This window comes from Bradyrhizobium sp. T-1 (genome assembly GCF_053592855.1).
The window spans coordinates 3760523-3784729 of record NZ_CM132115.1; the positions used below are offsets into that span (position 1 = coordinate 3760523).

General features: G+C 64.4%; 25 protein-coding genes. 20 read left to right on the forward strand and 5 right to left on the reverse strand.

The window, feature by feature from the left end; translation table 11 throughout:
- The first annotated feature begins 69 nt into the window (after positions 1–69).
- Positions 70–1221, forward strand: coding sequence for an IS4 family transposase (locus tag ACWAT4_RS18080; protein WP_449731045.1), 1152 nt, complete (start codon positions 70–72; stop codon positions 1219–1221).
- Positions 1222–1274: 53 nt separating this feature from the next.
- Here ACWAT4_RS18080 and ACWAT4_RS18085 read toward each other — a convergent pair whose 3' ends face one another.
- The 3 genes from ACWAT4_RS18085 to hemB all read right to left on the reverse strand — a co-directional run bounded on the left by ACWAT4_RS18085 (position 1275) and on the right by hemB (position 3921).
- Positions 1275–2051, reverse strand: a complete 777-nt coding sequence (locus ACWAT4_RS18085) for an arginyltransferase (protein ID WP_212301038.1) — start codon at positions 2049–2051, stop codon at positions 1275–1277.
- Positions 2052–2155: 104 nt separating this feature from the next.
- Positions 2156–2695 carry an RDD family protein gene (locus ACWAT4_RS18090; RefSeq protein ID WP_212301037.1) on the reverse strand — a complete coding sequence of 180 codons (540 nt, stop codon included), beginning with the start codon at positions 2693–2695 and terminating at the stop codon, positions 2156–2158.
- A 164-nt stretch (positions 2696–2859) separates the two neighbouring features.
- Positions 2860–3921: a porphobilinogen synthase gene (gene hemB / locus ACWAT4_RS18095; RefSeq protein WP_449731046.1), complete on the reverse strand. Its 1062-nt coding sequence runs from the start codon at positions 3919–3921 to the stop codon at positions 2860–2862.
- Between the two features lie 124 nt (positions 3922–4045).
- Here hemB and ACWAT4_RS18100 point away from each other — a divergent pair, with 124 nt between their 5' ends.
- The 17 genes from ACWAT4_RS18100 (at position 4046) to ACWAT4_RS18180 (ending at position 20774) form a co-directional block, all read left to right on the forward strand.
- Positions 4046–4549: a DUF6163 family protein gene (locus tag ACWAT4_RS18100; RefSeq protein WP_212301035.1), complete on the forward strand. Its 504-nt coding sequence runs from the start codon at positions 4046–4048 to the stop codon at positions 4547–4549.
- Positions 4550–5073: 524 nt separating this feature from the next.
- Positions 5074–5592 carry a transcriptional regulator LdtR gene (ldtR, locus tag ACWAT4_RS18105; protein ID WP_027529973.1) on the forward strand — a complete coding sequence of 173 codons (519 nt, stop codon included), beginning with the start codon at positions 5074–5076 and terminating at the stop codon, positions 5590–5592.
- Between the two features lie 199 nt (positions 5593–5791).
- Positions 5792–6028, forward strand: coding sequence for a hypothetical protein (locus ACWAT4_RS18110; RefSeq protein WP_212301034.1), 237 nt, complete (start codon positions 5792–5794; stop codon positions 6026–6028).
- Positions 6029–6065: 37 nt separating this feature from the next.
- A complete protein-coding gene (locus tag ACWAT4_RS18115) occupies positions 6066–6287 on the forward strand; it encodes a hypothetical protein (RefSeq protein WP_212301033.1) in 222 nt (73 codons plus the stop codon).
- Between the two features lie 301 nt (positions 6288–6588).
- Positions 6589–7887, forward strand: coding sequence for a serine hydroxymethyltransferase (glyA, locus tag ACWAT4_RS18120; protein ID WP_212301032.1), 1299 nt, complete (start codon positions 6589–6591; stop codon positions 7885–7887).
- 16 nt (positions 7888–7903) lie between these two features.
- Complete coding sequence (gene nrdR, locus ACWAT4_RS18125; RefSeq protein ID WP_063683081.1) at positions 7904–8386, forward strand: transcriptional regulator NrdR; 483 nt, start codon at positions 7904–7906, stop codon at positions 8384–8386.
- Entirely contained in the window at positions 8383–9531 is a 1149-nt protein-coding gene (gene ribD, locus ACWAT4_RS18130) for a bifunctional diaminohydroxyphosphoribosylaminopyrimidine deaminase/5-amino-6-(5-phosphoribosylamino)uracil reductase RibD (RefSeq protein ID WP_449731047.1), read from the forward strand. Before nrdR ends, ribD begins: the two co-directional genes overlap by 4 nt.
- Entirely contained in the window at positions 9531–10142 is a 612-nt protein-coding gene (locus tag ACWAT4_RS18135; protein WP_212301030.1) for a riboflavin synthase, read from the forward strand. Before ribD ends, ACWAT4_RS18135 begins: the two co-directional genes overlap by 1 nt.
- A 75-nt stretch (positions 10143–10217) precedes the next feature.
- Complete coding sequence (gene ribH / locus ACWAT4_RS18140) at positions 10218–10709, forward strand: 6,7-dimethyl-8-ribityllumazine synthase (protein WP_212301029.1); 492 nt, start codon at positions 10218–10220, stop codon at positions 10707–10709.
- Positions 10710–10730: 21 nt separating this feature from the next.
- Positions 10731–11225, forward strand: a complete 495-nt coding sequence (gene nusB, locus ACWAT4_RS18145) for a transcription antitermination factor NusB (RefSeq protein WP_212301028.1) — start codon at positions 10731–10733, stop codon at positions 11223–11225.
- Between the two features lie 138 nt (positions 11226–11363).
- Positions 11364–12362 (forward strand): thiamine-phosphate kinase, encoded by a 999-nt coding sequence (thiL, locus tag ACWAT4_RS18150; protein ID WP_449731048.1) that lies wholly within the window; start codon positions 11364–11366, stop codon positions 12360–12362.
- A 113-nt stretch (positions 12363–12475) separates the two neighbouring features.
- Entirely contained in the window at positions 12476–13084 is a 609-nt protein-coding gene (locus ACWAT4_RS18155; RefSeq protein ID WP_449731049.1) for a hypothetical protein, read from the forward strand.
- A gap of 287 nt (positions 13085–13371) precedes the next feature.
- Positions 13372–15492: a sodium-translocating pyrophosphatase gene (locus ACWAT4_RS18160; protein WP_212424483.1), complete on the forward strand. Its 2121-nt coding sequence runs from the start codon at positions 13372–13374 to the stop codon at positions 15490–15492.
- 295 nt (positions 15493–15787) lie between these two features.
- The gene (locus tag ACWAT4_RS18165) at positions 15788–16675 is read left to right on the forward strand and encodes a helix-turn-helix domain-containing protein (protein WP_449731050.1); all 888 of its coding nucleotides are present in this window, start codon (positions 15788–15790) and stop codon (positions 16673–16675) included.
- A 135-nt stretch (positions 16676–16810) separates the two neighbouring features.
- Complete coding sequence (locus ACWAT4_RS18170; RefSeq protein WP_449731051.1) at positions 16811–18460, forward strand: flavin-containing monooxygenase; 1650 nt, start codon at positions 16811–16813, stop codon at positions 18458–18460.
- 23 nt (positions 18461–18483) lie between these two features.
- The gene (locus ACWAT4_RS18175) at positions 18484–19539 is read left to right on the forward strand and encodes an alpha/beta fold hydrolase (RefSeq protein WP_212301022.1); all 1056 of its coding nucleotides are present in this window, start codon (positions 18484–18486) and stop codon (positions 19537–19539) included.
- Between the two features lie 140 nt (positions 19540–19679).
- Entirely contained in the window at positions 19680–20774 is a 1095-nt protein-coding gene (locus ACWAT4_RS18180) for an FIST signal transduction protein (protein WP_449731052.1), read from the forward strand.
- Between the two features lie 473 nt (positions 20775–21247).
- Here ACWAT4_RS18180 and ACWAT4_RS18185 read toward each other — a convergent pair whose 3' ends face one another.
- Together ACWAT4_RS18185 and ACWAT4_RS18190 are read right to left on the reverse strand one after the other, a co-directional pair.
- Entirely contained in the window at positions 21248–22237 is a 990-nt protein-coding gene (locus ACWAT4_RS18185) for a Bug family tripartite tricarboxylate transporter substrate binding protein (protein WP_449731053.1), read from the reverse strand.
- Positions 22238–22415: 178 nt separating this feature from the next.
- Positions 22416–22901: an outer membrane protein assembly factor BamE gene (locus tag ACWAT4_RS18190; protein ID WP_212301018.1), complete on the reverse strand. Its 486-nt coding sequence runs from the start codon at positions 22899–22901 to the stop codon at positions 22416–22418.
- 98 nt (positions 22902–22999) lie between these two features.
- Between ACWAT4_RS18190 and ACWAT4_RS18195 the strand changes: the two genes are divergently transcribed.
- Both ACWAT4_RS18195 and ACWAT4_RS18200 read left to right on the forward strand, forming a co-directional pair.
- Positions 23000–23551, forward strand: a complete 552-nt coding sequence (locus ACWAT4_RS18195; protein ID WP_449731054.1) for a ubiquinol-cytochrome C chaperone family protein — start codon at positions 23000–23002, stop codon at positions 23549–23551.
- A complete protein-coding gene (locus ACWAT4_RS18200; protein WP_449731055.1) occupies positions 23548–24129 on the forward strand; it encodes a YceD family protein in 582 nt (193 codons plus the stop codon). The genes ACWAT4_RS18195 and ACWAT4_RS18200 overlap by 4 nt, the downstream gene beginning before the upstream one ends.
- The last annotated feature ends 78 nt before the right edge of the window (positions 24130–24207 follow it).

The following is a 24207-nucleotide window of genomic DNA, read 5'->3' on the forward strand; positions in this document are numbered from 1 at the left end:
GCATGGCGTTGATTCTACTCGATCCTGGACGTCTGCAAGCGTTCCGGGACACGAATGGAGATCAGCGCCATGCCGCACCACAATACAGTATTTCGCGATCTGCTGAAGCTTGTGCCGTGGCATCGGTTCGAGGCGCTTGTGGACGATCATGATGCCGACGCGCGGGTTCGCCGGCTCTCGACCAAGGGCCAGTTTGTGGCACTGCTCTACGGCCAGCTGTCGGGCGCCTCGGGCTTGCGCGAGATCGTGACCGGGCTTTCGAGCCACGCGGCCCGGCTCTATCATCTGGGCGCGGATCCGGTCCGCCGGTCGACGATGTCGGATGCCAATGCCAAGCGGCCTGTTGCGGTGTTCGGCGAACTGCTGGAAGTCATGATGGAGCAGGCCCATCGCGGGCTGCGCCGCAAGCTCGCCGAGACGACCTATCTAATTGATTCCACGAGTGTGCGTTTGAACGAGCACAGCTCCGGCTGGGCCCGGTTCTCGTCCGGGGTCTGCGGCGCCAAGGTGCACGTGATCTACGATGCCGACGCCGATCGTCCGATCTATGCTGCGGTCAGTGCTGCTAACGTCAACGACATCACTGCAGCCCATCAGATGCCGATCACGCCGGGTGCGACCTATGTCTTCGACCTCGGATATTACGATTATGCCTGGTGGGCCGAGCTTGATGCCGTCGGCTGCCGCATTGTCAGCCGGTTCAAATCCAACACCCCGATCGATGTGGTCAAGGAGCTGCCGGTCACCCCGGACAGCAACATCCTGTCCGATCGCATCGGCTTCCTCCCGGCACGCCAGGCCAGATGCCGCCGCAACCCGATGCAGGATGCGGTGCGCGAGGTGCGCATCACCACCGAGACAGGAAAGGTGCTGCGCCTGCTGTCGAACGATCTCGATGCCAGCGCCGAGGACATCGCCGATCTTTACCGCCGCCGCTGGGCCATCGAGCTGTTCTTCCGCTGGGTCAAGCAGACCCTCAAGATCACTCGCTTCGTTGGCACCTCAGAAAACGCCGTGCGAATCCAGATTGCCGTTGCCCTGATCGCCTTCCTGCTGCTGCGCCTCGCTCAGGCCACGCAGCAAGCCATTCGAAGTCCGCTCGTCTTCGCAAGGCTGGTTCGCGCTAATCTCATGCAACGCCGCCGTATCGACAACTTGCTCGCCCCGCCGCCGACCGTCCAAGATCAGCGGCAGATGTGCCTAAGTCTTCCTCAAACCTAAACCGGACAGCCGTGGGTCAAGCCGGGGCATGACAGAGAGCGTGTGCGCGTCAGCTAGTCCTGCGGCTCGGACGTCGCATCGCCCTGTGCGTCGATGCGCAGCCAGCCTGAGGGGGCGAGGCGCTGTTGCGGCAGGAAGCGGGCCTTGTAGTCCATCTTCTTGGAGCCCTCGATCCAGTAGCCGAGATAGACGTAGGGCAGGCCCTGACGCCGCGCGCGGGCGATGTGGTCGAGGATCATGAAGGTGCCCATCGAGCGGCCGACCTGGCTCGGCTCGAAGAACGAATAGACCATCGACAGGCCGTCGCTGAGCACGTCGGTCAACGCCACCGCGATCAGCTCCTCACCGCGGCCGGTAAGGCCGCTGTCGGGACCGCGCTTGCGGTATTCGATGATGCGGGTCTCGACATGGCTGTCCTCGACCATCATGGCGTAGTCGAGCACGGTCATGTCGGCCATGCCGCCATGACGGTGGCGGGCGTCGAGATAGGCGCGGAACACCGAATATTGCTCGGAGGTCGGCACCGCGCTGCGCTGCTCGCCGATGATGTCGGCGTTGCGCGCCATCACCTTGCGGAAGTTGCGGGAGGGGCGGAACTCGTTGGCGACCACGCGGACCGAGACGCAGGCCCGGCACTGGTCGCAGGCCGGACGGTAGGCGATCGACTGGCTGCGGCGGAACCCGCCATGGGTCAGGAGGTCGTTGAGATCGCCGGCGCGGTCACCCACGAGGTGCGTGAACACCTTGCGCTCATGCCGGCCCGGCAGGTACGGGCAGGGGGACGGCGCCGTGAGGTAAAATTGGGGGGTGTCGCGCGAGTGCTGGGTCAAGGGACGTCGTGGGCCTCCGAAGTGAGTATCAGCATCGCGCTACGAAGGCCCCCGGTCAATCGGTCTGCGGTGTCGGTCAGATCACTCAGCTTAGCGCATCCGGGTTAGTAGGTCCTTGCCGTCTGCGGCACGGGCGCCCGAACGGAATTGTTGATCACGACCGTGCCGAGCACGAAGTCGTGCAACAGCCGACGGCGGCCATTGAACAAACCGACCAGCACCACGAAGGGCGACAGGAACGAGACCGTCACCCAGAACAGCACGGCATGGGTGGCGCCGAGGACAAAGTAGCCGGGGGCGCCGTACCAGGTCCGCAGCTCCAGATCCATCACCCGCATCCCGATCGTCGCGGAGGAGGGACCGCCGATGCAGGCGCCGTAATAGACGATCGCCCAGATCACGGAGGCCGGCCAAGCCAGCCAGAATAGCGCCCAGCCGATGCCGAGCGTGACCACGCCGAACAGGGCGATGAAGATGTAGCCGAGGATGACGGGCACGGAGATCACGACCATGTCGATCAGGAACGCGAACGCCCGCCGCGTCGCGACGCCGCGAAACAGTTCCGGATGCAGGTAGGGATCGTAGGCGTGCGGCTGCGCGCCGCCGTCGTTGCGCCAGGCGTTGCCCGAATCCGAATACGACATGTCCGCTCTCCCAGGGAAAACTCCGCAAGGCAGGACATGGGAACAGCCTTTTCCCCTGCCAAGGGTGCGCGGGCGTCAACAAGCCGAAATATTCCGGCGATTCGGGGGCGGGGGAGGGCGCGATGTTGGCGCTACAAGCACCGGTGTCGTCCCGGCGCAGGTGGTCACCCCTGTGCGCGCAGCTTCTCCGCCGCCTTCGGCGCAAAATAGCTGAGCACGCCATCCGCGCCGGCGCGCTTGAAGGCGAGCAGGCTCTCCATCATGGCGCGGTCGCCGTCGAGCCAGCCGTTGCCCGCGGCGGCCGCGATCATCGCGTACTCGCCGGAGACCTGGTAGGCGAAAGTCGGCATCGCAAACGTATCCTTCACGCGGCGGACCACGTCGAGATAGGGCATGCCAGGCTTCACCATCACCATGTCGGCGCCCTCAGCGATGTCGAGCTCGACCTCGCGCAGCGCCTCGTCGGTGTTGGCGCTGTCCATCTGATAGGTGCGCTTGTCGCCCGTGAGCGTCTTGGCCGAGCCGATCGCGTCACGGAACGGGCCGTAAAAGGCCGAGGCGTACTTTGCGGCATAAGCCATGATTTGCACGTCGAGGAGGCCAGTGCGGTCCAGCGCCTCGCGGATCGCGGCGACGCGGCCGTCCATCATGTCGGAGGGCGCGATGATGTCGCAGCCGGCTTCGGCCTGCACCAGCGCCTGGCGCACCAGCACGGCGACCGTCTCGTCGTTCAGGATCTTGCCGTCGGAGATCAGGCCGTCATGGCCGTGGCTGGTGAAGGGATCGAGCGCGACGTCGCAGAGAAGGCCGATCTCGGGAAACTCCTTCTTGATCGCGCGCACCGCCTGGCAGACCAGATTGTTCGGGTTGGTCGCTTCCGAGCCCTCCTCGTCGCGCAGGGACGGGTCGGTGTAGGGAAACAAGGCGATGCAGGGGATCGTCAGCTTCATCGCGCGCTCGGCCTCGCGCACGGCCTGATCGACGCTGAGGCGTTCGACGCCCGGCATCGAGGCGACCTGCTCGCGCTTGTTGTTGCCGTCGATCAGGAACAGCGGCCAGATCAGGTCGTCGGTGGTGAGCACATTCTCGCGCACCATGCGCCGGGCCCATTCGGCCTTGCGGTTGCGGCGCGGGCGGACGGTCAGATCGAGGGCATGGGGCACTGCGGCACCAACTCCGCGCGCGACCTCGCGCAATTCGATCGGACGTCCGTATTTGATCGCCATTACTCTTCTCCCGGCTGGAATTATTCTTATACCAGCTCGCATGGTTCCCGTCACGGCGGCTTGACCTCCCGCAAGGTGATGGCAGCCGATTGATTTTGATGGGCGAAACAGCGAGAAGGGGGCCATGTCCGAGATCTCCACCCGCGATGCGGCCCGCGACAGCGCCAATACCAGGGATGCCGTCAGAGACAGCGCCCGCGACAGCGCAATGTCGGTGGCGGCGATCTCGTCGGAAAGGCCTGAGTCCGACGACAATGTCTGGACGCGGCGGTTGGTGCTGTTCCTGCGCGTGATGGCACTGCTGTCGATCCTCAAGGGCCTCTATCACTGGGCGCAGGTCACGGGCTTCGTCGGCGGCGAGGACGAGGCGTTCGAAAACCAGTCGATGGCCTGGCAGGCCTCGACCATCTATTTCGCCGTGATCGAGCTCGTCGCCGCGGTCGGCCTGTGGCTCGCCACGCCCTGGGGAGCGGTGGTGTGGCTGACGACCGTGGTCTCGATGGCGGTGATCGAGCTGATGTTCCCGGGCATCTACGGCGGCAGCCTTGTCGTGGTCGGCGTCGAGGCCTTCATGCTCGCCGCTTATCTGGCGCTCGCCTGGATGGCGGCGCGCGAACGGCCGCCGTAGCAGCCGTCGGGGCGCTGACGTTTCAACGCACGCTCTCTCGTGCCCCGGACGCAATGCAGCGCGCCGCACTTGCGGCGTGATGCGTTGCAGAGCCGGGCTCATCTCTCCTTGATCTCGCTTTTGGCTCTGGGTCCCGGATCTTCGCTCCGCTTCGCTGCGCTCGTCCGGGACACGAGCGTTGCTCGTGGTTGACCGTTGGTTTCGTAAAATTCGAGGTAACTTTTCATTGACCTCGCGATATCCGCCACAGCTCTTACGCGTGCGTTTCGAAACGGGGCGGGGCTGTTCTGGAATGCGACAACCGGCTCGGACGGAGGGTGAACAGGACCTTGCCACGGTCAACAGACGGTTGCGAAAAGTGCTTGTGGCACAGGCTTAATGCGCAATTCACTGTCTTAAATTCATGATCTCTTTATTCTCTTATTTAAGCCGATCTTCAAACGAGCCCCTTAAGTTGCACCTATCAGACGGGACACAAGTTTCGTCGAATAAGTGTCGATAAAAACGACAACAGGGGAAGTGTCATGATGAAAGCCGTCGCAACTGCGGCAGATACCGCAGAGCGCGTTTCGGGCCCGCAGGGTTCGGTTCAGTCGCTCTATCTGGAAGCATTGACTCTGGTGGAGCGGCTGCATCGCCGGCTCCTCGACGTGATCAAGGACGAGTTCGATCGTCGTGGCCGCGCCGACATCAATTCCGTGCAGGCGCTCCTGCTCTATAACATCGGCGACAAGGAGCTGACCGCGGGCGAGCTGCGCACGCGCGGCTACTATCTCGGCTCCAACGTCTCCTACAATCTGAAGAAGCTCGTCGAGCTCGGCTTCCTCGACCATCAGCGCTCGCGGGTTGACCGCCGCTCGGTGCGCATCCGCCTGACGCCGCAGGGTCAGGAAGTCCGCCGCATCGTCGACTCTCTCTACCAGAAGCACGTCAAGACGGTGGAGCAGGTCGGCGGCATCTCCGGCGAGGAGTTCTCGACCCTCAACAAGTCGCTGCACCGCCTCGAGCGGTTCTGGACCGACCAGATCCTGTATCGGCTCTGAGTTTTAGAAGGGATAAGCCAAGCCGGCCCACAACAAGACCGGCGGCCTTTCCCGAACGTGCCTGACTTCCCCAATCGCGCCGGTTCCGGCTTGCCCCGGAACCGGCGCGCTTTGCTGTCCTTTCGCGCTTGCGAAAAAATCTGCCGCGGAGGGAACCGGTCCCTCGCGTCGCAGTTGTCTCTCCGGATCGGAGGTCGCGATGCTGGTCGAGCGCGGGTTGCAGGCAATGAACGTCGAGCTCGTGAGCGATGCTTATGCCATCGCCGCGAACTACCTGCGCCGCTCCGGTGCGATCCCCGACACGCTCGTCACCAACGAGCGCCTGCTCGAGATCATCGTCAAGCTGCTCCAGCACGGCGAATTCAACAAGATCAGACTGGCCAACAAGGCGATCGCGCGCTTTGAGACGCACGCCGAGGCGAGAGCGGTTGCCTGATCAAGACTCCCAAAATTCAAGAGAGCCAGAGGGTGCCATGGAAGCTGTCATCGACCGCATCATGAAGACTTATGACCTGCTCGCAAACCGCACGGCCGCGGCGAGCGAGGAGGCGCGGGAGAAGGTGACGAATTACCTCAATACCCTGATGGAAGCCGGCGAGAAGGACACCCACAGGTTGACGGTTTGCGGCCTGACCTATCTGCGCCAGCTCGACGGCAGCGTGGATCCCGTGAAGGCGGGGTATACCGGGCTGTAGACGGGATGGCCCGAAGGGCGGCGGTCCCCGGGCCAATTTTTGCCTCCGATTGGCCACGGGCCCTGTTCGTTAACGATAGGGCGGCCGAGCTGGCCGATCCGTATTCTCCCGCCGGGCAGCCCCGTAACCTTGCGGGCCCAGCCCCGGCGATCTCCACCATATCTGGCATAATTCCCGCACCCGACCCGCAAATGCTTGGCCGGGGGCGGGCGATGTGGTAGATCGCGCTCGCCGCTTCCGATCGCCACACCAAGACCCCCGTAGCCCGCCAAAAGGCTGCGGCGGTGGAGATATTCGCAAGATGACCCTCGCCAAAACCGCCAATGCGCCCGATTCGTTTTTCACCGCTTCGCTCGATCAGGCCGACCCGGAAATCGCCGCCGCCATCAAGGGCGAGCTCGGGCGGCAGCGCCACGAGGTCGAGCTGATCGCCTCCGAGAACATCGTCAGCCGGGCCGTGCTGGAAGCGCAGGGTTCGGTGATGACCAACAAATACGCGGAGGGGTATCCGGGCGCGCGCTACTACGGCGGTTGTGAATGGGTCGACGTCGCCGAGAACCTCGCGATCGATCGTGCCAAGAAGCTGTTCGGCGCGAACTTCGCGAACGTGCAACCGAACTCCGGCAGCCAGATGAACCAGGCGGTGTTCCTGGCGCTGCTGCAGCCCGGCGACACCTTCATGGGTCTCGACCTTGCGGCCGGCGGCCATCTCACCCACGGCTCGCCCGTCAACATGAGCGGCAAGTGGTTCAAGGCCGCGCATTACACCGTGCGCCGCGAAGACCAGATCATCGACATGGACGCGGTCGCCAAGCAGGCCGAAGAGGTCAAGCCGAAGCTGATCGTGGCCGGCGGCTCGGCCTATTCGCGCGCCTGGGACTTCAAGCGCTTCCGCGAGATCGCGGACTCGGTCGGCGCCTATCTGCTGGTGGACATGGCGCACTTCGCGGGCCTCGTCGCCGGTGGCGTGCACGCTTCTCCGGTGCCCTATGCCCACGTCACCACCACGACTACGCACAAGTCGCTGCGCGGCCCGCGCGGCGGCCTGATGCTGTGGAATGACGAGGCGCTGACCAAGAAGTTCAACTCGGCGATCTTCCCGGGCCTGCAGGGTGGCCCCCTGATGCACGTGATCGCGGCGAAGGCGGTCGCCTTCGGCGAGGCGCTGCGTCCGGACTTCAAGGTCTATGCCAAGAATGTCGTCGAGAACGCCAAGGCGCTGGCCGAGGCGATGAAGAGCCACGGCTTCGACATTGTCTCCGGCGGCACCGATAACCATCTGATGCTCGTTGACCTGCGGCCGAAGGGCCTGAAGGGCAACGCCTCGGAGAAGGCGCTGGTTCGCGCTGCAATCACCTGCAACAAGAACGGTATTCCCTTCGACCCGGAATCTCCGTTTGTCACCTCCGGTATTCGTCTCGGCACGCCGGCGGCGACGACCCGCGGCTTCGGTGTCGCTGAATTCCAGCAGGTCGGCGGCATGATCGCCGAGGTCCTCAACGCGATCGCGCAGTCCGCCGACGGCAAGGCGCCGCTGGTGGAAGCCGCGATCAAGGAACGGGTCAAGGCGCTCACCGACCGGTTCCCGATCTACCAGTAAGGCTTAGGGTACACGGATGCGCTGCCCGAACTGCAATAGTCTCGATACGCAGGTAAAGGACTCGCGTCCGACCGAGGATTCCTCCGTCATCCGCAGGCGGCGCGTGTGCGTCGCCTGCGAATTCCGTTTCACCACCTTCGAGCGCGTGCAGCTGCGCGAGCTCACGGTGATCAAGCGCAACGGCCGCCGCGTGCCGTTCGATCGCGACAAGCTGATGCGCTCGGTGTCGATCTCGTTGCGCAAGCGGCCGGTCGAGCCCGAAAGGGTCGAGAAGATGGTCTCCACCATCGTGCGCGAGCTCGAGACCGGCGGCGAGGCCGAGATCTCCTCCGAGGTGATCGGCGAGACCGTGATGGAGCATCTGCGCACGCTCGACGACGTCGCCTATGTGCGCTTTGCCTCCGTCTACCGCAATTTCCGCGAGGCCAAGGATTTCGCAGAGGTGCTCGGCGAGCTCTCCGGCGAGGAGGAAGCGCGGCTCGCCGCGATCCGCAAATGATCTTCCGCATCCTGGAGGATCAATTCGCCGCGAGGATCCGCGAGTCCAAGGAGGCCGATCGCCGCTTCATGCAGCTGGCGCTGGCGTTGGGGCGGCGCGGGCAGGGGCGGACCTGGCCCAATCCGGCCGTGGGCGCCGTCATCGTCAAGGACGGAATCATCGTCGGCCGCGGCTGGACGCAAGCAGGCGGACGGCCGCATGCGGAGCGTGAAGCGTTACGACGAGCGGGTGAGGCGGCGCACGGCGCCACGCTCTATGTCACGCTCGAGCCATGCTCGCATTTCGGCAAGTCGCCGCCTTGCGCCGATGCGGTGATCTCCGCCGGCATCAAGCGCGTGGTGGCAGCGATCGAGGATCCCAATCCGGACGTCGCGGGACAGGGCCATGCGCGGTTGCGTGCGGCGGGCATCACCGTGGATGTGGGTCTGTGCGGCGCGGAGGCCGCCTTCGACCATGCCGGTCATTTCCGCCGCATCCGGGACAACCGTCCGCATGTGATCCTGAAGCTCGCGGTCTCGCCCGACGGCAAGATCGCCGCAGCCGGCGGCAAGCCGCTGGCGATCACCGGCGAGGCCGTGCGCGATCGCGTGCATCTGCTGCGTGCCTCGAGCGATGCCATCCTGGTCGGCATCGGCACGGTGCTGGCGGACGATCCGCAGCTCAATTGCCGCCTGCCGGGCATGGCGGCGCGCTCGCCGGTGCGGGTGGTGCTCGATCAGAGCCTGCGCATTCCCGCCTCGAGCCAGCTGGTGCGCTCCGCGCGGGAGACGCCGCTTTGGGTGATCGGCTCGGAGCTTGCGGAAGCGGCCGCCGCGACGCGCCTTGGCGCGGCCGGTGCGCAGATCATGCGGGTGCCGCCGGGCAGTGCGTCCGGGCTCGACCTTCCGGCCGTGCTGCATGCGCTGGCCGAAAAGGGCATCACGCGGCTGATGGTCGAGGGCGGCAGCCGCGTTGCCGCATCCTTCGTGTCGGCTGGTCTCGTCGACGAGATCTGGCTGTTCCGCGGCGCGGAAGAGGTGGGCGCCGACGGCGTCGATGCGCTCGATGCATTGCCCCTGTCGAAAATCACGCAGTCGCAGGCCTACAAGGTTCATGCTAGCGAGACATTGGACAAGGATACTCTCACCATCTACGAGCGCGCGTAATGTTCACTGGCATTGTCACCGATATCGGCGAGATCGTCGGCTTCACGCCGACCGCGCAGGGCCAGTTGCACCGCCTGCGCATCGCCTGCAGCTATGACCAGACCACCATCGCCGACGGCGCCTCGATCGCCTGCAACGGTGTCTGCCTGACGGTGGTTGCCTCCGGTGTCGCAGGTGACAAAACCTGGTTCGACGTCGATGCCGCCGCGGAGACGCTGGCGCTGACGACGGCCAAGCACTGGAAGGTCGGCACCAGACTCAACCTCGAACGGGCGCTGAAGATTGGCGACGAGCTCGGCGGCCACATCGTCGCCGGCCATGCCGACGGCATTGCGACCCTCGTCAGCCGCGAGGACCTGCCGGACATGGCGCGGTTCGAGCTCTCCACCACGCGGGAGCTGGCGCGCTTCATCGCGACCAAAGGCTCGATCACGCTCGATGGCGTCTCGCTGACGGTCAACACGGTGAAGGATGTGACCTTTTCGGTGCTGATCATCCCGCATACCCTTGATGTCACCACGATCGGCAGCTGGAAGGCGGGCAGCGAGGTCAATATCGAGGTCGATCTGATGGCCCGCTATGCGGCGCGGCTGACGGAAATGACGGTTTAAAACTTGGCTTACGTGCCTGCGGCGACTACATAACGCGCCGACCCAAGAGACGACTTGCTAGAACGGATTGAGACGATGGCAGACGCGCGGCGCGCACCCCTGAAGGACCAGACCGACATTTCCGGCGCGCGTGCGCTGATTGTCGAGGCGCGGTTCTATGACGATCTCCAGGACGCGCTTCTGGACGGCGCGGTCGCCGAGCTGAAGGCGGCCGGCCTCACGCATGACGTCATCACGGTTCCCGGCGCGCTGGAGATCCCGGCGGCAGTCGCCATCGCGGTCGACGCGGCTGCGGCGAACGGCAAGCCCTATGACGCCGTCATCGCGCTCGGCTGCGTCATCCGCGGCGACACCATTCATTTCGAGATCGTCTCGCAGGAATCCTCGCGCGCGCTGATGGACCTTGCCGTCGCGCGCAAGCTGCCGCTCGGCAACGGCATCCTCACCGTCAACAATGAGGACCAGGCCTGGGCGCGGGCGCGCGCCAGCGAGCTCAACAAGGGCGGCGATGCCGCGCGCGCGGCGCTCGCGATGCTGCGCATCAAACGCCGCACGGCGCGGGCCTGAGCCATGGCTGATCCTAAGAAAATGGCTGACACCAGGAAACCGGCAGGGCTTACGGAGAAGAAAGCGAACCGGCGCGGTGCGGCGCGGCTCGCGGCCGTCCAGGCGCTGTACCAGATGGACATCGCCGGCGCCGGCATCAACGACATCTTTGCCGAGTTCGAGAGCCACTGGCTCGGCAACGAGGTCGAGGGCGATACTTACCTGCCGGCGGAAGCCGCGTTCTTCCGCGACGTCGTCTCCGGCGTCGTGCGTGACCAGAAGAAGCTCGATCCGCTGATCGACGAGGCGCTGTCGAGGGGTTGGCCCTTGAAGCGGATCGAAGCGATCCTGCGCGCGGTGCTGCGGGCAGGGGCGTACGAATTGGAGCACCGCAGGGACGTGCCGGGCCGCGTCGTGATCTCCGAATATGTCGACGTCGCCAACGCCTTCGTCGACCGCGAGGAGACCGGCATGGTCAACGCCGTGCTCGATCAGATCGGCCGCCAGTTCCGCGGTGACGAGTTCGGGCGGGGGTAGGCACACATTCCGCTGTCATCACCCGCGAAGGCGGGTGATCCAGTACGCCGCGGCAGCGGTGATTGATATCAGGCGTCTCGGCGTACTGGATCGCCCGGTCAAGCCGGGCGATGACAGTGGAATTTGGGGCTAGCGCCGATGACGAACGCACCGGAAACCTCCGCCGAAGACTCCCTCATCGCGCGCTATTTCAAGCCGCTGGCGACTGACCCCGGTGCATTCGCTCTGGTCGATGACGCCGCGATCCTGTCCTCATCCGGCGAGGACATCGTCGTCACCACCGACGCCGTGGTCGAGGGCGTGCATTATCTTGCCACTGATCCGCCCGACACCATCGCGCGCAAGGCGCTGCGGGTGAACCTGTCCGATCTCGCGGCCAAGGGTGCTGCTCCGGCCGGCTTCGTGCTGACGCTGGCGCTGCGAGCCAAGGAGGATGCCTGGCTCAGGCCGTTCGCGGACGCGCTTGGCGAGGACGCAAACAGCTTTGGATGCCCGCTGCTCGGCGGCGATACGGTGTCGACGCCGGGACCGCAGATGATTTCGATCACCATGTTCGGGCGCGTGCCGAAAGGGCGGATGGTCGGTCGCACCGGCGCGCGGCCGGGCGACCGCATTCTGGTGACGGGAACGATCGGCGATGCCGCGCTCGGCCTCGACGTGCTCACGGGTGGAGCGGCGGCGACGGTGCTCGCGTCCGATCCTGCCGCCAGAGAGGCCCTTGTCTCCCGCTATCGGATCCCGCAGCCGCGCAACGTGCTGGCGCAGGCCGTGCGCGAGCACGCGACAGCCGCGATGGACGTCTCCGACGGGCTCGCCGGCGACCTGACGAAACTCTGCGCGGCGTCCGGTGTCTCGGCCACCGTCGACGTGGCGAGCGTGCCGCGCTCGGCCGCGGCGGCTGGATTGATCGCGCGCAGCGCGATTTGCATCGAGACGCTGCTTGCCGGAGGCGACGATTACGAGGTGCTGTGCACGGCACCGCTGGCCCAGAGCGATGCGCTGATCGCGGCGGGGCGGGCGGCGGGCGTGGCCGTCACCGCGATCGGCACGATTGTTCCGGGTCTCGAGAGGCCGCGGTTCCTCGATGGCCAGGGCCAGGAACTGACCTTGAAGCGCCTGTCCTATAGCCACTTCTGAATTCAGCTCCCTCGCGCCCGACCTGATCTCTGGCGTAGCGGCCGCAATCCCCGCGACAGCCAACGGATGTATCCGCATCCATTGATGCAAAAGCAGGCAATGGATCTGATTCGATGACGGCGGCCGTTTCGGGTTTGAGCGAGGCGCTGGCTGCTGCCAGGCGGGAGTGCGGAGGCTGCACGCTCTGCTGCAAGGTCTACAACGTGGTCGCGTTCGACAAGCCCGCCGGCAAATGGTGCTCGCACTGCAAACCGGGCCAAGGCTGCAGGATCCATGACAATCTGCCGAGCGAGTGCGCGGCGTTTGATTGTCTCTGGAAAACCATGCCGGCCTTGCCCATGCACTGGAAGCCCGATCAGTCGAAGATGGTGCTCACCGTGCATCCCCAGACCAACAACATCCAGGTCGCGGTTGATCCCGGCCTGCCATCGGCCTGGACCCGGCAGCCTTATCACGGCCAACTCCGCTTGTTGTCGAAGAGCAACATGGCGAAAGGCCATCTGGTGATCGTGGTCGTTGGCGAGCTGGCGACGCTGATCCTGCCCGACCAGGATGTCCCGCTTGGCGTCCTCACGCTCGACCAGGTCGTTTCGGTGACGCTGGAGGCCGGCACGAGCGGCAGCGTCTACGAGGTCAAGATCTTCAACCGACGCACGACGGCCGACGGGCAGATTTTGGAATTGGCGTCTTCATCCCGGCATCCCCTGAGGGCGGCCGCTTAGGCCAAGCCCTGCCAAAGCCCTGCCAACGCCCTGCCAAGTCCTGCCCGCCGACGGGTGCTGCATCTGAGCAGCCGGCCAAGCGCTCGGCGCGGGATTTGGTCTAAATACTTGCCGAGATCGGCTTTTTCGGCCTCATCCGGCGTTGCACCCTCAATTTGATTTTGGCAAGCTTGTGGCTGACTAAAGCCGCCTGCGGGCGGCTTTGTTCAAAATCAAGGCGCCGCACCGCACGACGGACAACAAAAGGCGCCGGGGGTCGTACATCAAGGATCTGAGGCAAAAATCACATGACAGCATTATGGTTGATAGTGCTCTGCGGAGTGCTTTCCGTCGTCTACGCGATTTGGGCGACGTCTTCGGTGTTGAGTGCAGATGCGGGGTCACCGCGCATGCAGGAGATCGCGGGAGCGGTGCGTGAGGGCGCACAGGCCTATCTCCGGCGCCAGTACACCACGATCGGCATCGTCGGCATCGTCATCTTCGTGCTGCTTGCCTATTTCCTCGGTCTCTATGTGGCGATCGGATTTTTGATCGGCGCCATCCTGTCGGGGGCGGCCGGCTTCATCGGCATGAACGTCTCGGTCCGCGCCAACGTGCGTACCGCCCAGGCCGCGACCACGTCGCTCGCCGGCGGCCTCGAGCTCGCCTTCAAGGCGGGCGCGATCACCGGCATGCTGGTGGCGGGTCTCGCGCTGCTCGGCGTGACGCTCTATTTCGGCTTCCTGGTCCACTCGCTCAAGCTCGCGCCCGACAGCCGCACCGTGGTCGACGCCATGGTGGCGCTCGGCTTCGGCGCCTCGCTGATCTCGATCTTCGCCCGTCTCGGCGGCGGCATCTTCACCAAGGGGGCGGATGTCGGCGGCGATCTCGTCGGCAAGGTCGAAGCGGGCATTCCGGAGGATGATCCGCGCAACCCGGCCACCATCGCCGACAACGTCGGCGACAACGTCGGCGACTGCGCCGGCATGGCGGCCGACCTGTTCGAGACCTATGCGGTGACCGCGGTCGCCACCATGGTGCTCGCGGCGATCTTCTTCGCCAAGACGCCGATCCTCGCCAACATGATGACGCTGCCGCTCGCCATCGGCGGCATCTGCATCATCACCTCTATCATCGGCACCTTCTTCGTCAAGCTCGGGCCGAGCCAGTCGATCATGGGCGCGCTCTACAAGGGCCTGATCGCAACCGGCATCCTGTCGCTGATCGGCATTGCCGTGGTGATCTATTACCTGATCGGTTTCGGCAAGCTCGAAGGCGTCGACTATACCGGCATGGCGCTGTTCGAATGCGGCGTGGTCGGCCTCATCGTCACCGCGCTGATCATCTGGATCACCGAATACTACACCGGCACGGACTATCGGCCGGTGAAGTCGATCGCCCAGGCGTCGGTCACCGGTCACGGCACCAACGTGATCCAGGGCCTCGCCGTCTCGATGGAGGCGACCGCGCTGCCTGCGCTCGTGATCATCGCCGGCATCCTGGTCACCTATAGCCTTGCCGGCCTGTTCGGTATCGCGATCGCGACCGCCACCATGCTGGCGCTGGCCGGCATGGTCGTCGCGCTCGATGCGTTCGGTCCGGTGACCGATAACGCCGGCGGCATCGCCGAGATGGCGGGCCTGCCGAAGGAGGTGCGCAAGTCGACCGACGCGCTCGACGCGGTCGGCAACACCACCAAGGCAGTGACCAAGGGCTATGCGATCGGCTCTGCCGGTCTCGGTGCCCTGGTGCTGTTCGCGGCCTACAACCAGGACCTCAAGTTCTTCGTTGCGGACAGCGCGCATCACGCCTACTTCGCCGGCGTCAATCCGGACTTCTCGCTGAACAACCCTTACGTCGTGGTGGGCCTGCTGTTCGGCGGCCTGCTGCCGTATCTGTTCGGCGCGATGGGCATGACCGCCGTCGGCCGCGCGGCCGGCGCGATCGTCGAGGAGGTCCGTCGTCAGTTCCGCGAGAAGCCGGGCATCATGCAGGGCACCGACAAGCCTGACTACGGCAAGGCGGTCGACCTGCTGACGCGCGCGGCGATCAAGGAGATGATCATCCCCTCGCTGCTTCCGGTGCTGTCGCCGATCGTCGTCTACTTCGTGATCTACGCGATCGCGGGCGGCGGCGTCGCCGGCAAGTCGGCGGCGTTCTCCGCGGTCGGCGCCATGCTGCTCGGCGTGATCGTGACCGGCCTGTTCGTCGCGATCTCGATGACCTCGGGCGGCGGCGCCTGGGACAACGCCAAGAAGTACATTGAGGACGGTCATTTCGGCGGCAAGGGCTCTGATGCCCACAAGTCGGCCGTGACCGGCGACACCGTCGGCGATCCCTACAAGGACACGGCGGGCCCCGCGGTGAACCCGATGATCAAGATCACCAACATCGTGGCCTTGCTGCTGCTGGCGATCCTGGCGCACTGAGCCGCGCAAACGACGCAAGACAAAACCCCGCGGCGCGAGCCGCGGGGTTTTTGGTTTCCGTCGTCATTCCGGGGCGGTCCGCGGCACCGAACTATGGTGCGCAATTGCGCACCTGAGAATCTCGAGATTCCGGGTTCGGCTCTTGCGAGCCGCCCCGGAATGACACTGCGCGTCACGCCACGTCCATCTGCAACGCTTGCGCGCCACGCCATTCAGGGTTGGCTTGACACGTCCAAACCTGCTGTTGAGAATGGTTCGCACAGGTGCCGTCAGTCCGCGACGTTGGAAAAATCCCATGGCACTGCTCATTCGACCGGAAGAACTGCCGCGCTGGGTACCGGGCGAGCTGCTGCGCTGCAGTGCCGGTCAAGGCTGGAAGGGCGTTGAGCTGCGGACCTACCGCTATTGCGGTCTCGACGTCCCAGTGCCCGCGATGGCCGATTTCATGATCGTCTCCTACAAGCGCGGCAGCACCATGATGGAGCGGCGTTTCGAGGGACGCTGGACCCGGACCGAGTGTCATCCGGGGGATGTCTCGCTATTGACCCGCTCGCAGGCCTCGCACTGGCACTGGACCGAGCAGATCGATGTCTCGCATGTCTATCTCTCGGACGCCGTGGTGTCCCGCGTGGCCGCCGACGTCCTCGAGCGGCCGATCGCTGCGGTGCGGCTGCACGACATCTTGCGCACGCAAAGCCCGATCGTGACCGAAGCCGTCGAGGCCATATCGCGCGAAGCCAGCGGCAACGGCATCGGCGGTGCGCTATACGTCGATGCGTTGAGCACACAGCTCGTCGTCAATCTGCTTCGCAACTTTGCATCGGTTCAATTTGTCGACAAGTCCGGAAGGGGCGAGCTGCCGCCGGCAATACGCAAGCGGATTGTCGACTACATCGAAGCGCGGATCGATCAGCCGCTTTCGCTCGAGGAGCTCGCCGAAGTCGCCTCGATGGGCGTATGGACTTTCGGGAAGCGCTTTCGTGCCTCGTTTCAGACCAGCCCCCACCAGTATGTCGTCGACCGTCGGCTCGAAAAAGCGCAGCAGATGCTGGCTCTTGGTCGCCTGCCGGTGAAGGCGATCGCGTCGGAATGCGGCTTCGCGGATCAGGCCCATTTGACGCGCGTCATGCGCGCACGGCTGGGACGGACGCCCGCCGCCCTGAGGGACGACAGCTCTCGCTAGCGCGCCTTCACCTGATCCTTCAACAAACCCACTGGTTCATTCAAGACGGCGCTGCACGTCGCTCTTAACGTTCCTCCCCACGGCCGAATGGCCATTCGGTCGCTCAAGCGGCCGCCACAAAAGAGGGGAAACGTTATGGGCACCTTGTTGGAGCCGACACATGCGTCGCGTGCGGATGCACCGACAACACGGTTGGACGCGCTGGTCATCGGCGCCGGAATCGCCGGTCTCTATCAGTTGTATCGCCTGCGCGAGATGGGACTGAACGTCCGCGCCTACGATACGGCATCGGGGGTGGGGGGCACCTGGTACTGGAATCGCTATCCGGGTGCGCGCTTCGACTCCCAGGTCGAGGTCTACCAGTATTGGTTCTCCGAAGATCTGTACAAGGCCTGGAAGCCGAGCGAACGATTTCCCGCGCAGCCGGAGACCGAACGCTGGCTGAACTTCGTCGCGGATCACCTCGACCTGAAGAAGGACATTCAATTCAACAGCCGCATCGCCTCGGCCCATTATCGCGAGAAGGATGGCCGCTGGACGGTCACGACGGACGCCGGCGAGAGGATCGACACGCAATACGTCCTCGCCTGCTGTGGCATGCTGTCGGCTCCGCTGGTCGACCGCTTTCCCGGCCAGTCGACGTTCCGAGGTGAGATCCACCATACCGGACGATGGCCGAAGACCGGCGTCGATCTCAAAGGTAAGCGCGTCGCGGTGGTCGGTACCGGTGCGACGGGCATCCAGGTCATCCAGACCATCGCTCCCGACGTGGCCGAAATGAAGATCTTCGTGCGGACGCCGCAATACGTCGTGCCGATGCAGAATCCGCGATATAGCCAGGCCGAATGGGACGTCTGGGCCAGTCAATTCCACGACCTGAAGAAGCGTGTCCGTTCGACCTTTGCCGGCTTCCATTACGACTTCGAGAACCGCCCCTGGGCGGAGCTGACGCCCGGAGAGCGCACGGAAGTGCTGGAAAAATTCTGGAAAGAAGGCTCGCTGTCGATGTGGCTCGCGACCTTCCCGGAGATGTTCTTCGACGAAACGGTCAGCGCCGTCGTGTCCGACTTCGTGCGGGGCAAGATGCGTGAGCGCCTGCGCAACGATCCGAAACTGTGCAACCTCCTGATCCCTTCTGATTATGGCTTCGGCACGCACCGCGTGCCGCTCGAGAACGGCTATCTCGAGGTCTATCTGCAGGACAACGTCGAAGCGATCGACTGCCGGTCCACGCCGATCGAGTACATCGTACCCGAGGGTATCCAGACCTCCGACGGCAAGGTTCACGAGGTCGACGTCATTATCCTCGCGGTCGGTTTCGACGCCGGATCCGGCGCGCTGAGCCGGATCGACTTCCGCGGCCGCGACGGTCGTTCGCTGAAAGACCAATGGAAGCAGGAGATTCGTACCGCCATGGGCCTCCAGGTCCATGGCTATCCGAACCTGTTTACGACCGGCGCGCCGCTCGCACCTTCGGCTGCACTCTGCAACATGACCACCTGTCTGCAGCAGCAGGTCGACTGGATCACCGACTGCATCGGCTACGCGCGGACGCAAGGCAAGCAGACGATCGAGGCCACCCGGGAGTTCGAGGACAATTGGGTGAAGCACCATGACGACACCGCTGCGGCGACGCTCGTGGTCAAAACCGACTCTTGGTACATGGGCTCCAACGTCGACGGCAAGCCGCGCCGGCTGTTGTCCTATATCGGGGGCGTCGGCAACTACAACCGACAATGCGACGAGCTGGCCGCCAGCGGCTATCCCGGTCTCGCGATGAATTGACTCAGGTCCGAAGGAAAATTCAAATGAGCAACAATCCCTATTACGGGCCTGAAGGTCACGGCCCCTACGAGATGATCGACATCGGCGACCTGCCGCTCGAGGATGGCGGCACCATTCCCGGCTGTAAGCTCGCCGTCGCCACGCACGGCGCGCTCAACGCTGCGAAGGACAACGCCATTCTCGTTCCCACCTGGTATTCGGGCACGAGCAAGATCATGGAGCAGGCCTATATCGGCGCGGGCCGGGCGCTCGATCCTGCGAAATACTTCATCATCGTGGTCAACCAGATCGGCAGTGGATTGTCGACGTCGCCGCACAACGCTGGTGGTGCGATGGCCGGACCCAATTTCCCGAAGGTCCGCATCAGCGACGATGTTCGCGCCCAGCATCGGCTGGTGACCGAAAACTTCGGGCTTAAGAGCCTGGCGCTCGTGGTCGGGGGCTCGATGGGCGCGCAGCAGACCTACGAGTGGGCCGTGCGCTATCCGGATTTCGTCAAGCGCGCGGCGCCGATCGCCGGTACGGCGAAGAATACCGAGCACGACTTCCTCTTCGCCGAGACGCTGAATGAGGCCATCACGAGCGATCCGGGCTTCCGCGAAGGACGCTACGGCTCGCCGGCCGACGTCGCCGCGGGCCTCAAGCGACAGGCGAAGCTCTGGACCGTGATGGGTTGGAGCACCGACTTCTTCCGGGCCAATCGGCACAAGGCGCTGGGTTTCGAAACCGTGCAGGCCTTCGTCGACACCTTCATGACCGGTTACTTCGCGCCGATGGACCCGAACAATCTGCTGTCCATGGCGTGGAAGTGGCAGCGCGGCGACGTCAGTCGCAACGCCGGCGGCGACCTTGCTGCCGCTCTCGGGCGTATCAAGGCGAAGACATTCGTGATGCCGATCAGTCATGACATGTTCTTCCCGCCGGCCGATTGCGAGGTCGAGCAACGGCTCATTCCGGGAAGCGAGTTCCGCCCGCTGGCCAGCATCGACGGGCACCTGGGTCTATTCGGCACCGATCCGCAGATGCTCGCACAGCTCGACGCCAACCTGTCCGAGTTGCTCGCCACACCTGTCAACTGAACGGCCGCATTCCGACAACGAAGAAGCGCGATGATGATTCAATCGGAACTCATCGCGCTTCAGCACGCAGGTTTCTGACGCGGATGCTCAATCGATGCCCATCCGGTGTTGTCGCCGTCGAGACGAAAGCGTCGACCCCCGTGCGTGCGGCGGCGGAGCTGGCAAGCGTTCTCCCGGCCAGCGGGCTTGCGGCGGTGCTCGTGTTTGTTTCGCCGCGTTACGATCCGCATCGGTTTGCGGCGGAAATGGCGACCCGCTTCACGGGCACGCCAGTCTTCGGCTGCACGACCGCCGGCGAGATTGCGCTCAACGGATGGGATGAAAACAGCGTCGTCGCGCTCGGCTTCAGCGCTGCCGATTTCGACGTGGCTGCTCACCCCATCCTGGGACTCTCGGATTTTCGCATCGAAGATCATCGCACGATCGGCGCGGATATTCGGCATCGCTTCTTCGGCCACGGCGGCAATGCCGATGGCGAGCGCTGTTTCGGGCTGTTGCTCATCGATGGCATGTGCCAGCGGGAAGAGGTCGTATTGGCTGCGATTCATGCCGCGCTTGGTCCTATTCCGCTGGTCGGCGGCTCGGCCGCCGATGGTCTGCGATTTGAGCGCAGCTGGGTCTATTTCGGGGGCCGTGCCCATACGGATGCGGCGGTGCTCCTTGTGTTCAGGACGTCGTTGCCGTTCCTCATCTTCTCTTGCGACACGTGCGAGCCTGGCACGGAAAAGATGGTCGTGACGGAGGCCGATCCGGATCGACGTATTGTCAGCGAATTGAATGCCGAGCCCGCAGCAGCCGAGTACTCTCGCATGGCCGGCATCGCCGGCGGTGTCCTCGATTTGGCTGCGTTGGCATCCCATCCTGTGCTGGTACGGGTCGGCGATGCGTATTACGCACGCTCGATACGCCGGGTCGATGCGGACGGCACGCTCCATTTTGCCTCCGCCATCGACAAAGGCCTCGTGTTGACGGTGGCCACACTGCGTGACCCGGTCGACCCGACCGGTGATCTTTTCGCGCACATCGAGGAAGAAATCGGGGAGGTCTCACTCTATATCGGGTTCGAGTCGGTTCAGAGGCGCATGGGCGTCGCGCATCGATGCGACCGCGACATGTCGGAACTGTACCGGACCCATCGTGTGTTCGGCTGCAATACCTATGGCGAGCTGTATGGTCCGATGCACATGAACGGAACGCTCACCGGCGTGGCGATCGGCGCGCCCCGTGCGACGTAGGTGCGGTGCCGGACCATCGCCTAAATTGCCGGTCCGCAATCACGAGGTATCTGGTTCAACATGAAATGAGGATCGCTCGTTCGTCGGATTCCGAAAGCCGAGACGTTGTGCGTCGCGGCGACTGGCCGTTGCTGCTATCGACGAGGACCACGATGGCATAGTGCCACTGTTTTGCCCGACGCGTCAAATGGAATTCGTGAAATGCGAAATCGCCGAGCGGGCATGAGCCGACGTGCGACCGCGCCTCTACTGTGCATGGGGTTGTTTTTCACTTTTTTGTCGAGCCCGGCAGGGCGGGGGAAGCATCGCGAGCGGAGCCTCAACCTCACTGTCATCGCCCGCGCAGGGTGATCCTGTATTCCAGAGACCATGGTGGGATACGGATAGGGCGCGGCGTACCGGATTCCCCGCCTTCGCGGGGAATGGACAGCGGTGTGCTGGGCGCTATCTGCCGCCTCTCTTGAGAGCGCCTTCTACTGCACGTCCATCTGCAGTCCTTCCTTCTGGATGATGCCGGCGAACTTCTTCGTCTCGGCGTCCACGAAGTCGGCGAATTGCTGCGGCGTGCCGTAGTCGGCGCGGGCGCCCATGGCGGTGATCTGCTTCCTGATGTCGTCCCGCTCCAGCATCGCCTTGACCTGGAGATTGAGCGCATCGAGCACGGGGGCGGGGACGCCCTTCGGCAGGAACACCGAGAACCATGACGACACGTCGAAGTTTGCAAGCTCGGGGGCGCTTTCGCGCATGGTCGGCAGGTTCGGCGCGAGCTCACTGCGCTCGGTCGTGGTGACGCAGAGCCCGTTGAGCGTGCCGTTCTGCACCTGCGGCAGGCTCGGATAGAGATTGTCGAACAGGATCTGGATGTCGCCAGCAAGCGCGGCCTGCAGCGCAGGCCCGGCGCCGCGGAACGGGATGTGCGTCATCTTCAGCCCGGTGAGCTGGAGGAACCAGGCGCCGGTGAGGTGAGGGCTCTGGCCGACACCGGAGGAGGCGTAGCTGAGCTTGTCCGGATTGGCCTTCAGATACGCGATCAGCTCGGCGACCGACTTGATGCCGGTCTTCGGATGCGCCGACACGATGTTCGGGATCCGGATCATGTTGGTGACAGGCTGGAGCTGGTCCGACTTGTAGGTGAGGTTCTTGAAGATGCTGTAGGCGATCGCGTTCGGGCCGGGATTGCCGATCAGGATGGTGTGGCCGTCGGCCTTGGCGCGGACGACCTCGGCCGTCCCGATCGTGCCGCCGCCGCCCGAGCGATTTTCGACGACCGCCGTCTGGCCCCAGACGGATTGGAGATGGGCGGCAAGCAGCCGGCCCATCACGTCGGTCGAGCCGCCTGCCGCGGCCGGCACGATGATGCGGACATTCTCGGTCGGCTTCCAGTCGGCAAGGCTCGATCGCGGCAGGATGGCTGCGGCCGACAGACCGACGGCCCCCGCGAGCACGCGGCGGCGGGACAGCAATCTGTTCTGAAGTTTGTCTTGAGGTTTGCCTCGAAGTTTCCCGGACACGAATCCACTCCCAGCCTCTTATTTTGCAGGGAGCGTAGGGAACCCGGTGCGCAACGGCAAGTCGCACGCGATGGCGGACGTTGTGCGGAGAGCGGCACGACGCCGCAGGCCGCAATGTCAGCTCACGATCTCAGTTGAAGCTGAGCAGCTTGAACAGCGGCGTGAGGTAGTTCATCTCCTGACCCGAGGTCGGCGTGGTCCGGCTGATGGAATCGAAGATCTTGCCGTCCTGCAGGCCGTAATTCGCAAGCCGGCGCACGCGCCGGTTCTTGTCGAAATAGACGGCGATGACGCGCTGGTCGACCACCCTCTGGTTCATGAAGGCGACCATGCGCTCGGAGCGCTGCGAGATGTAGTAAAAGACTTCACCGTCCAGCGTCGCGACCGTGGAGGGCGTACCCATCACGATCAGCACCTGGTCCTGGCTCGCGCCGATCGGAATCTGCTCCAGTGCGCCGGGCGGTAGGATGTAGCCCTTCTGGAACTGCTCGCCGGTGCATCCCGCAAGGGCGCCACCGACCAGAGCCACGGCCGCGAGCAGGCGCAAGCCGCGCCAGCGCGAATGAAGGCCGCGCCGCTGATTTGCGCGCGGGCTGGTCTGGTTCGTTATCGTCATAGCGGAACTGATTCCGTCCCCTTGCGTCGCGCGAGGCGCTGAAGTACCGGGCGGAGGCTCTGAATGCAACTCGCGCGCGCCCGCTTGCGGAAACCACAATGCTTTGGCCGTTCAATCACTTCAGGAAACCCCGGCTAGCCCCGGCCGGCACCATTGAAGCCATCTATGGCATGATCGTGACGCAGGCGCGAGAACCCATATTTTACCGGGACTTGGGCGTACCGGATACGGTTAACGGCCGTTTTGACCTGTTGCTGCTGCATCTCTGGCTATTGCTGCGGCGCTTAAGGACCGCCCAAGGCGGGACGGAGCTGTCGCAGGCGCTGTTCGACCGCTTCTGCGAGGACATGGACGACAATCTGCGCGAGATGGGCGTCGGCGACCAGACCGTCCCGAAGCGGATGCGGGCCTTCGGCGAGGCGTTTTACGGCCGCGTCCAGGCCTACGACCAGGCGATCGACGCCGACGCTGAGGCGCTGGCGCAGGCGATCTGCAAGAATATCTTGAATGGGACAGGCATGGACCATGCGCGGCGGCTGGCCGCTTACGCAAAGGCCGCGAATGCGCAGCTCGGGCAAATCGCCGATCCCACGCTGCTGCTCGGATCCTTCAAGTTTCCCGCACCGTTTCGAGAGGATGAGGCGTCATGACCCGACCGATGACCGGATCTGAACCCGATCCCTGGCGCGTGCCCGTGATGGTGGCCCAGATTCCCGATACCGGGCTGCACCGCGCGCTCGAAGCCTCGGCGGCCGAGCGCCAGGCAATGGCCGATGTCGCGGGCCTGCGCGACATCCTGTCAGCCCAGGCCGACTTTGAGGTCGTGCCGAAGAGCGGCGGCCGGATCCAGGTCACGGGCCATGTCCGCGCCCGGGTCGGCCAGACCTGCGTGGTCACCCTCGATCCGATCGAGAGCGAGATCGACGAGGAGGTTGATCTGACCTTTGCGCCCGAGGCCGAAACACGGCGGCTGGAGGACCTGATCGAGGAGGGGCAGGACGGCGAGGAGCCGCCGGAGGTCGCCGATGCGCCGGAGGCCATCGTCAACGGAATCATCGATCTCGGCCGGATCGCAACCGATGCCCTGTTCCTGGCGATTGATCCCTATCCCCGCAAGCCGGGCGCCGTGTTCGAGGCTGAGGTCACCGCGCCCGATCCGGAGGACCATCCGTTTGCGGCGCTGAAGGCCCTCCAGGACAACAAGCAGGGCAAGAAGAAAGGCAAATAGCTGGGCATTCCCCGTAAGAGCGCTGTGCGACGGGCTGTGAGGTGCTTGCGGGGCCGGTTTGAAAGATCGTCGCATCTG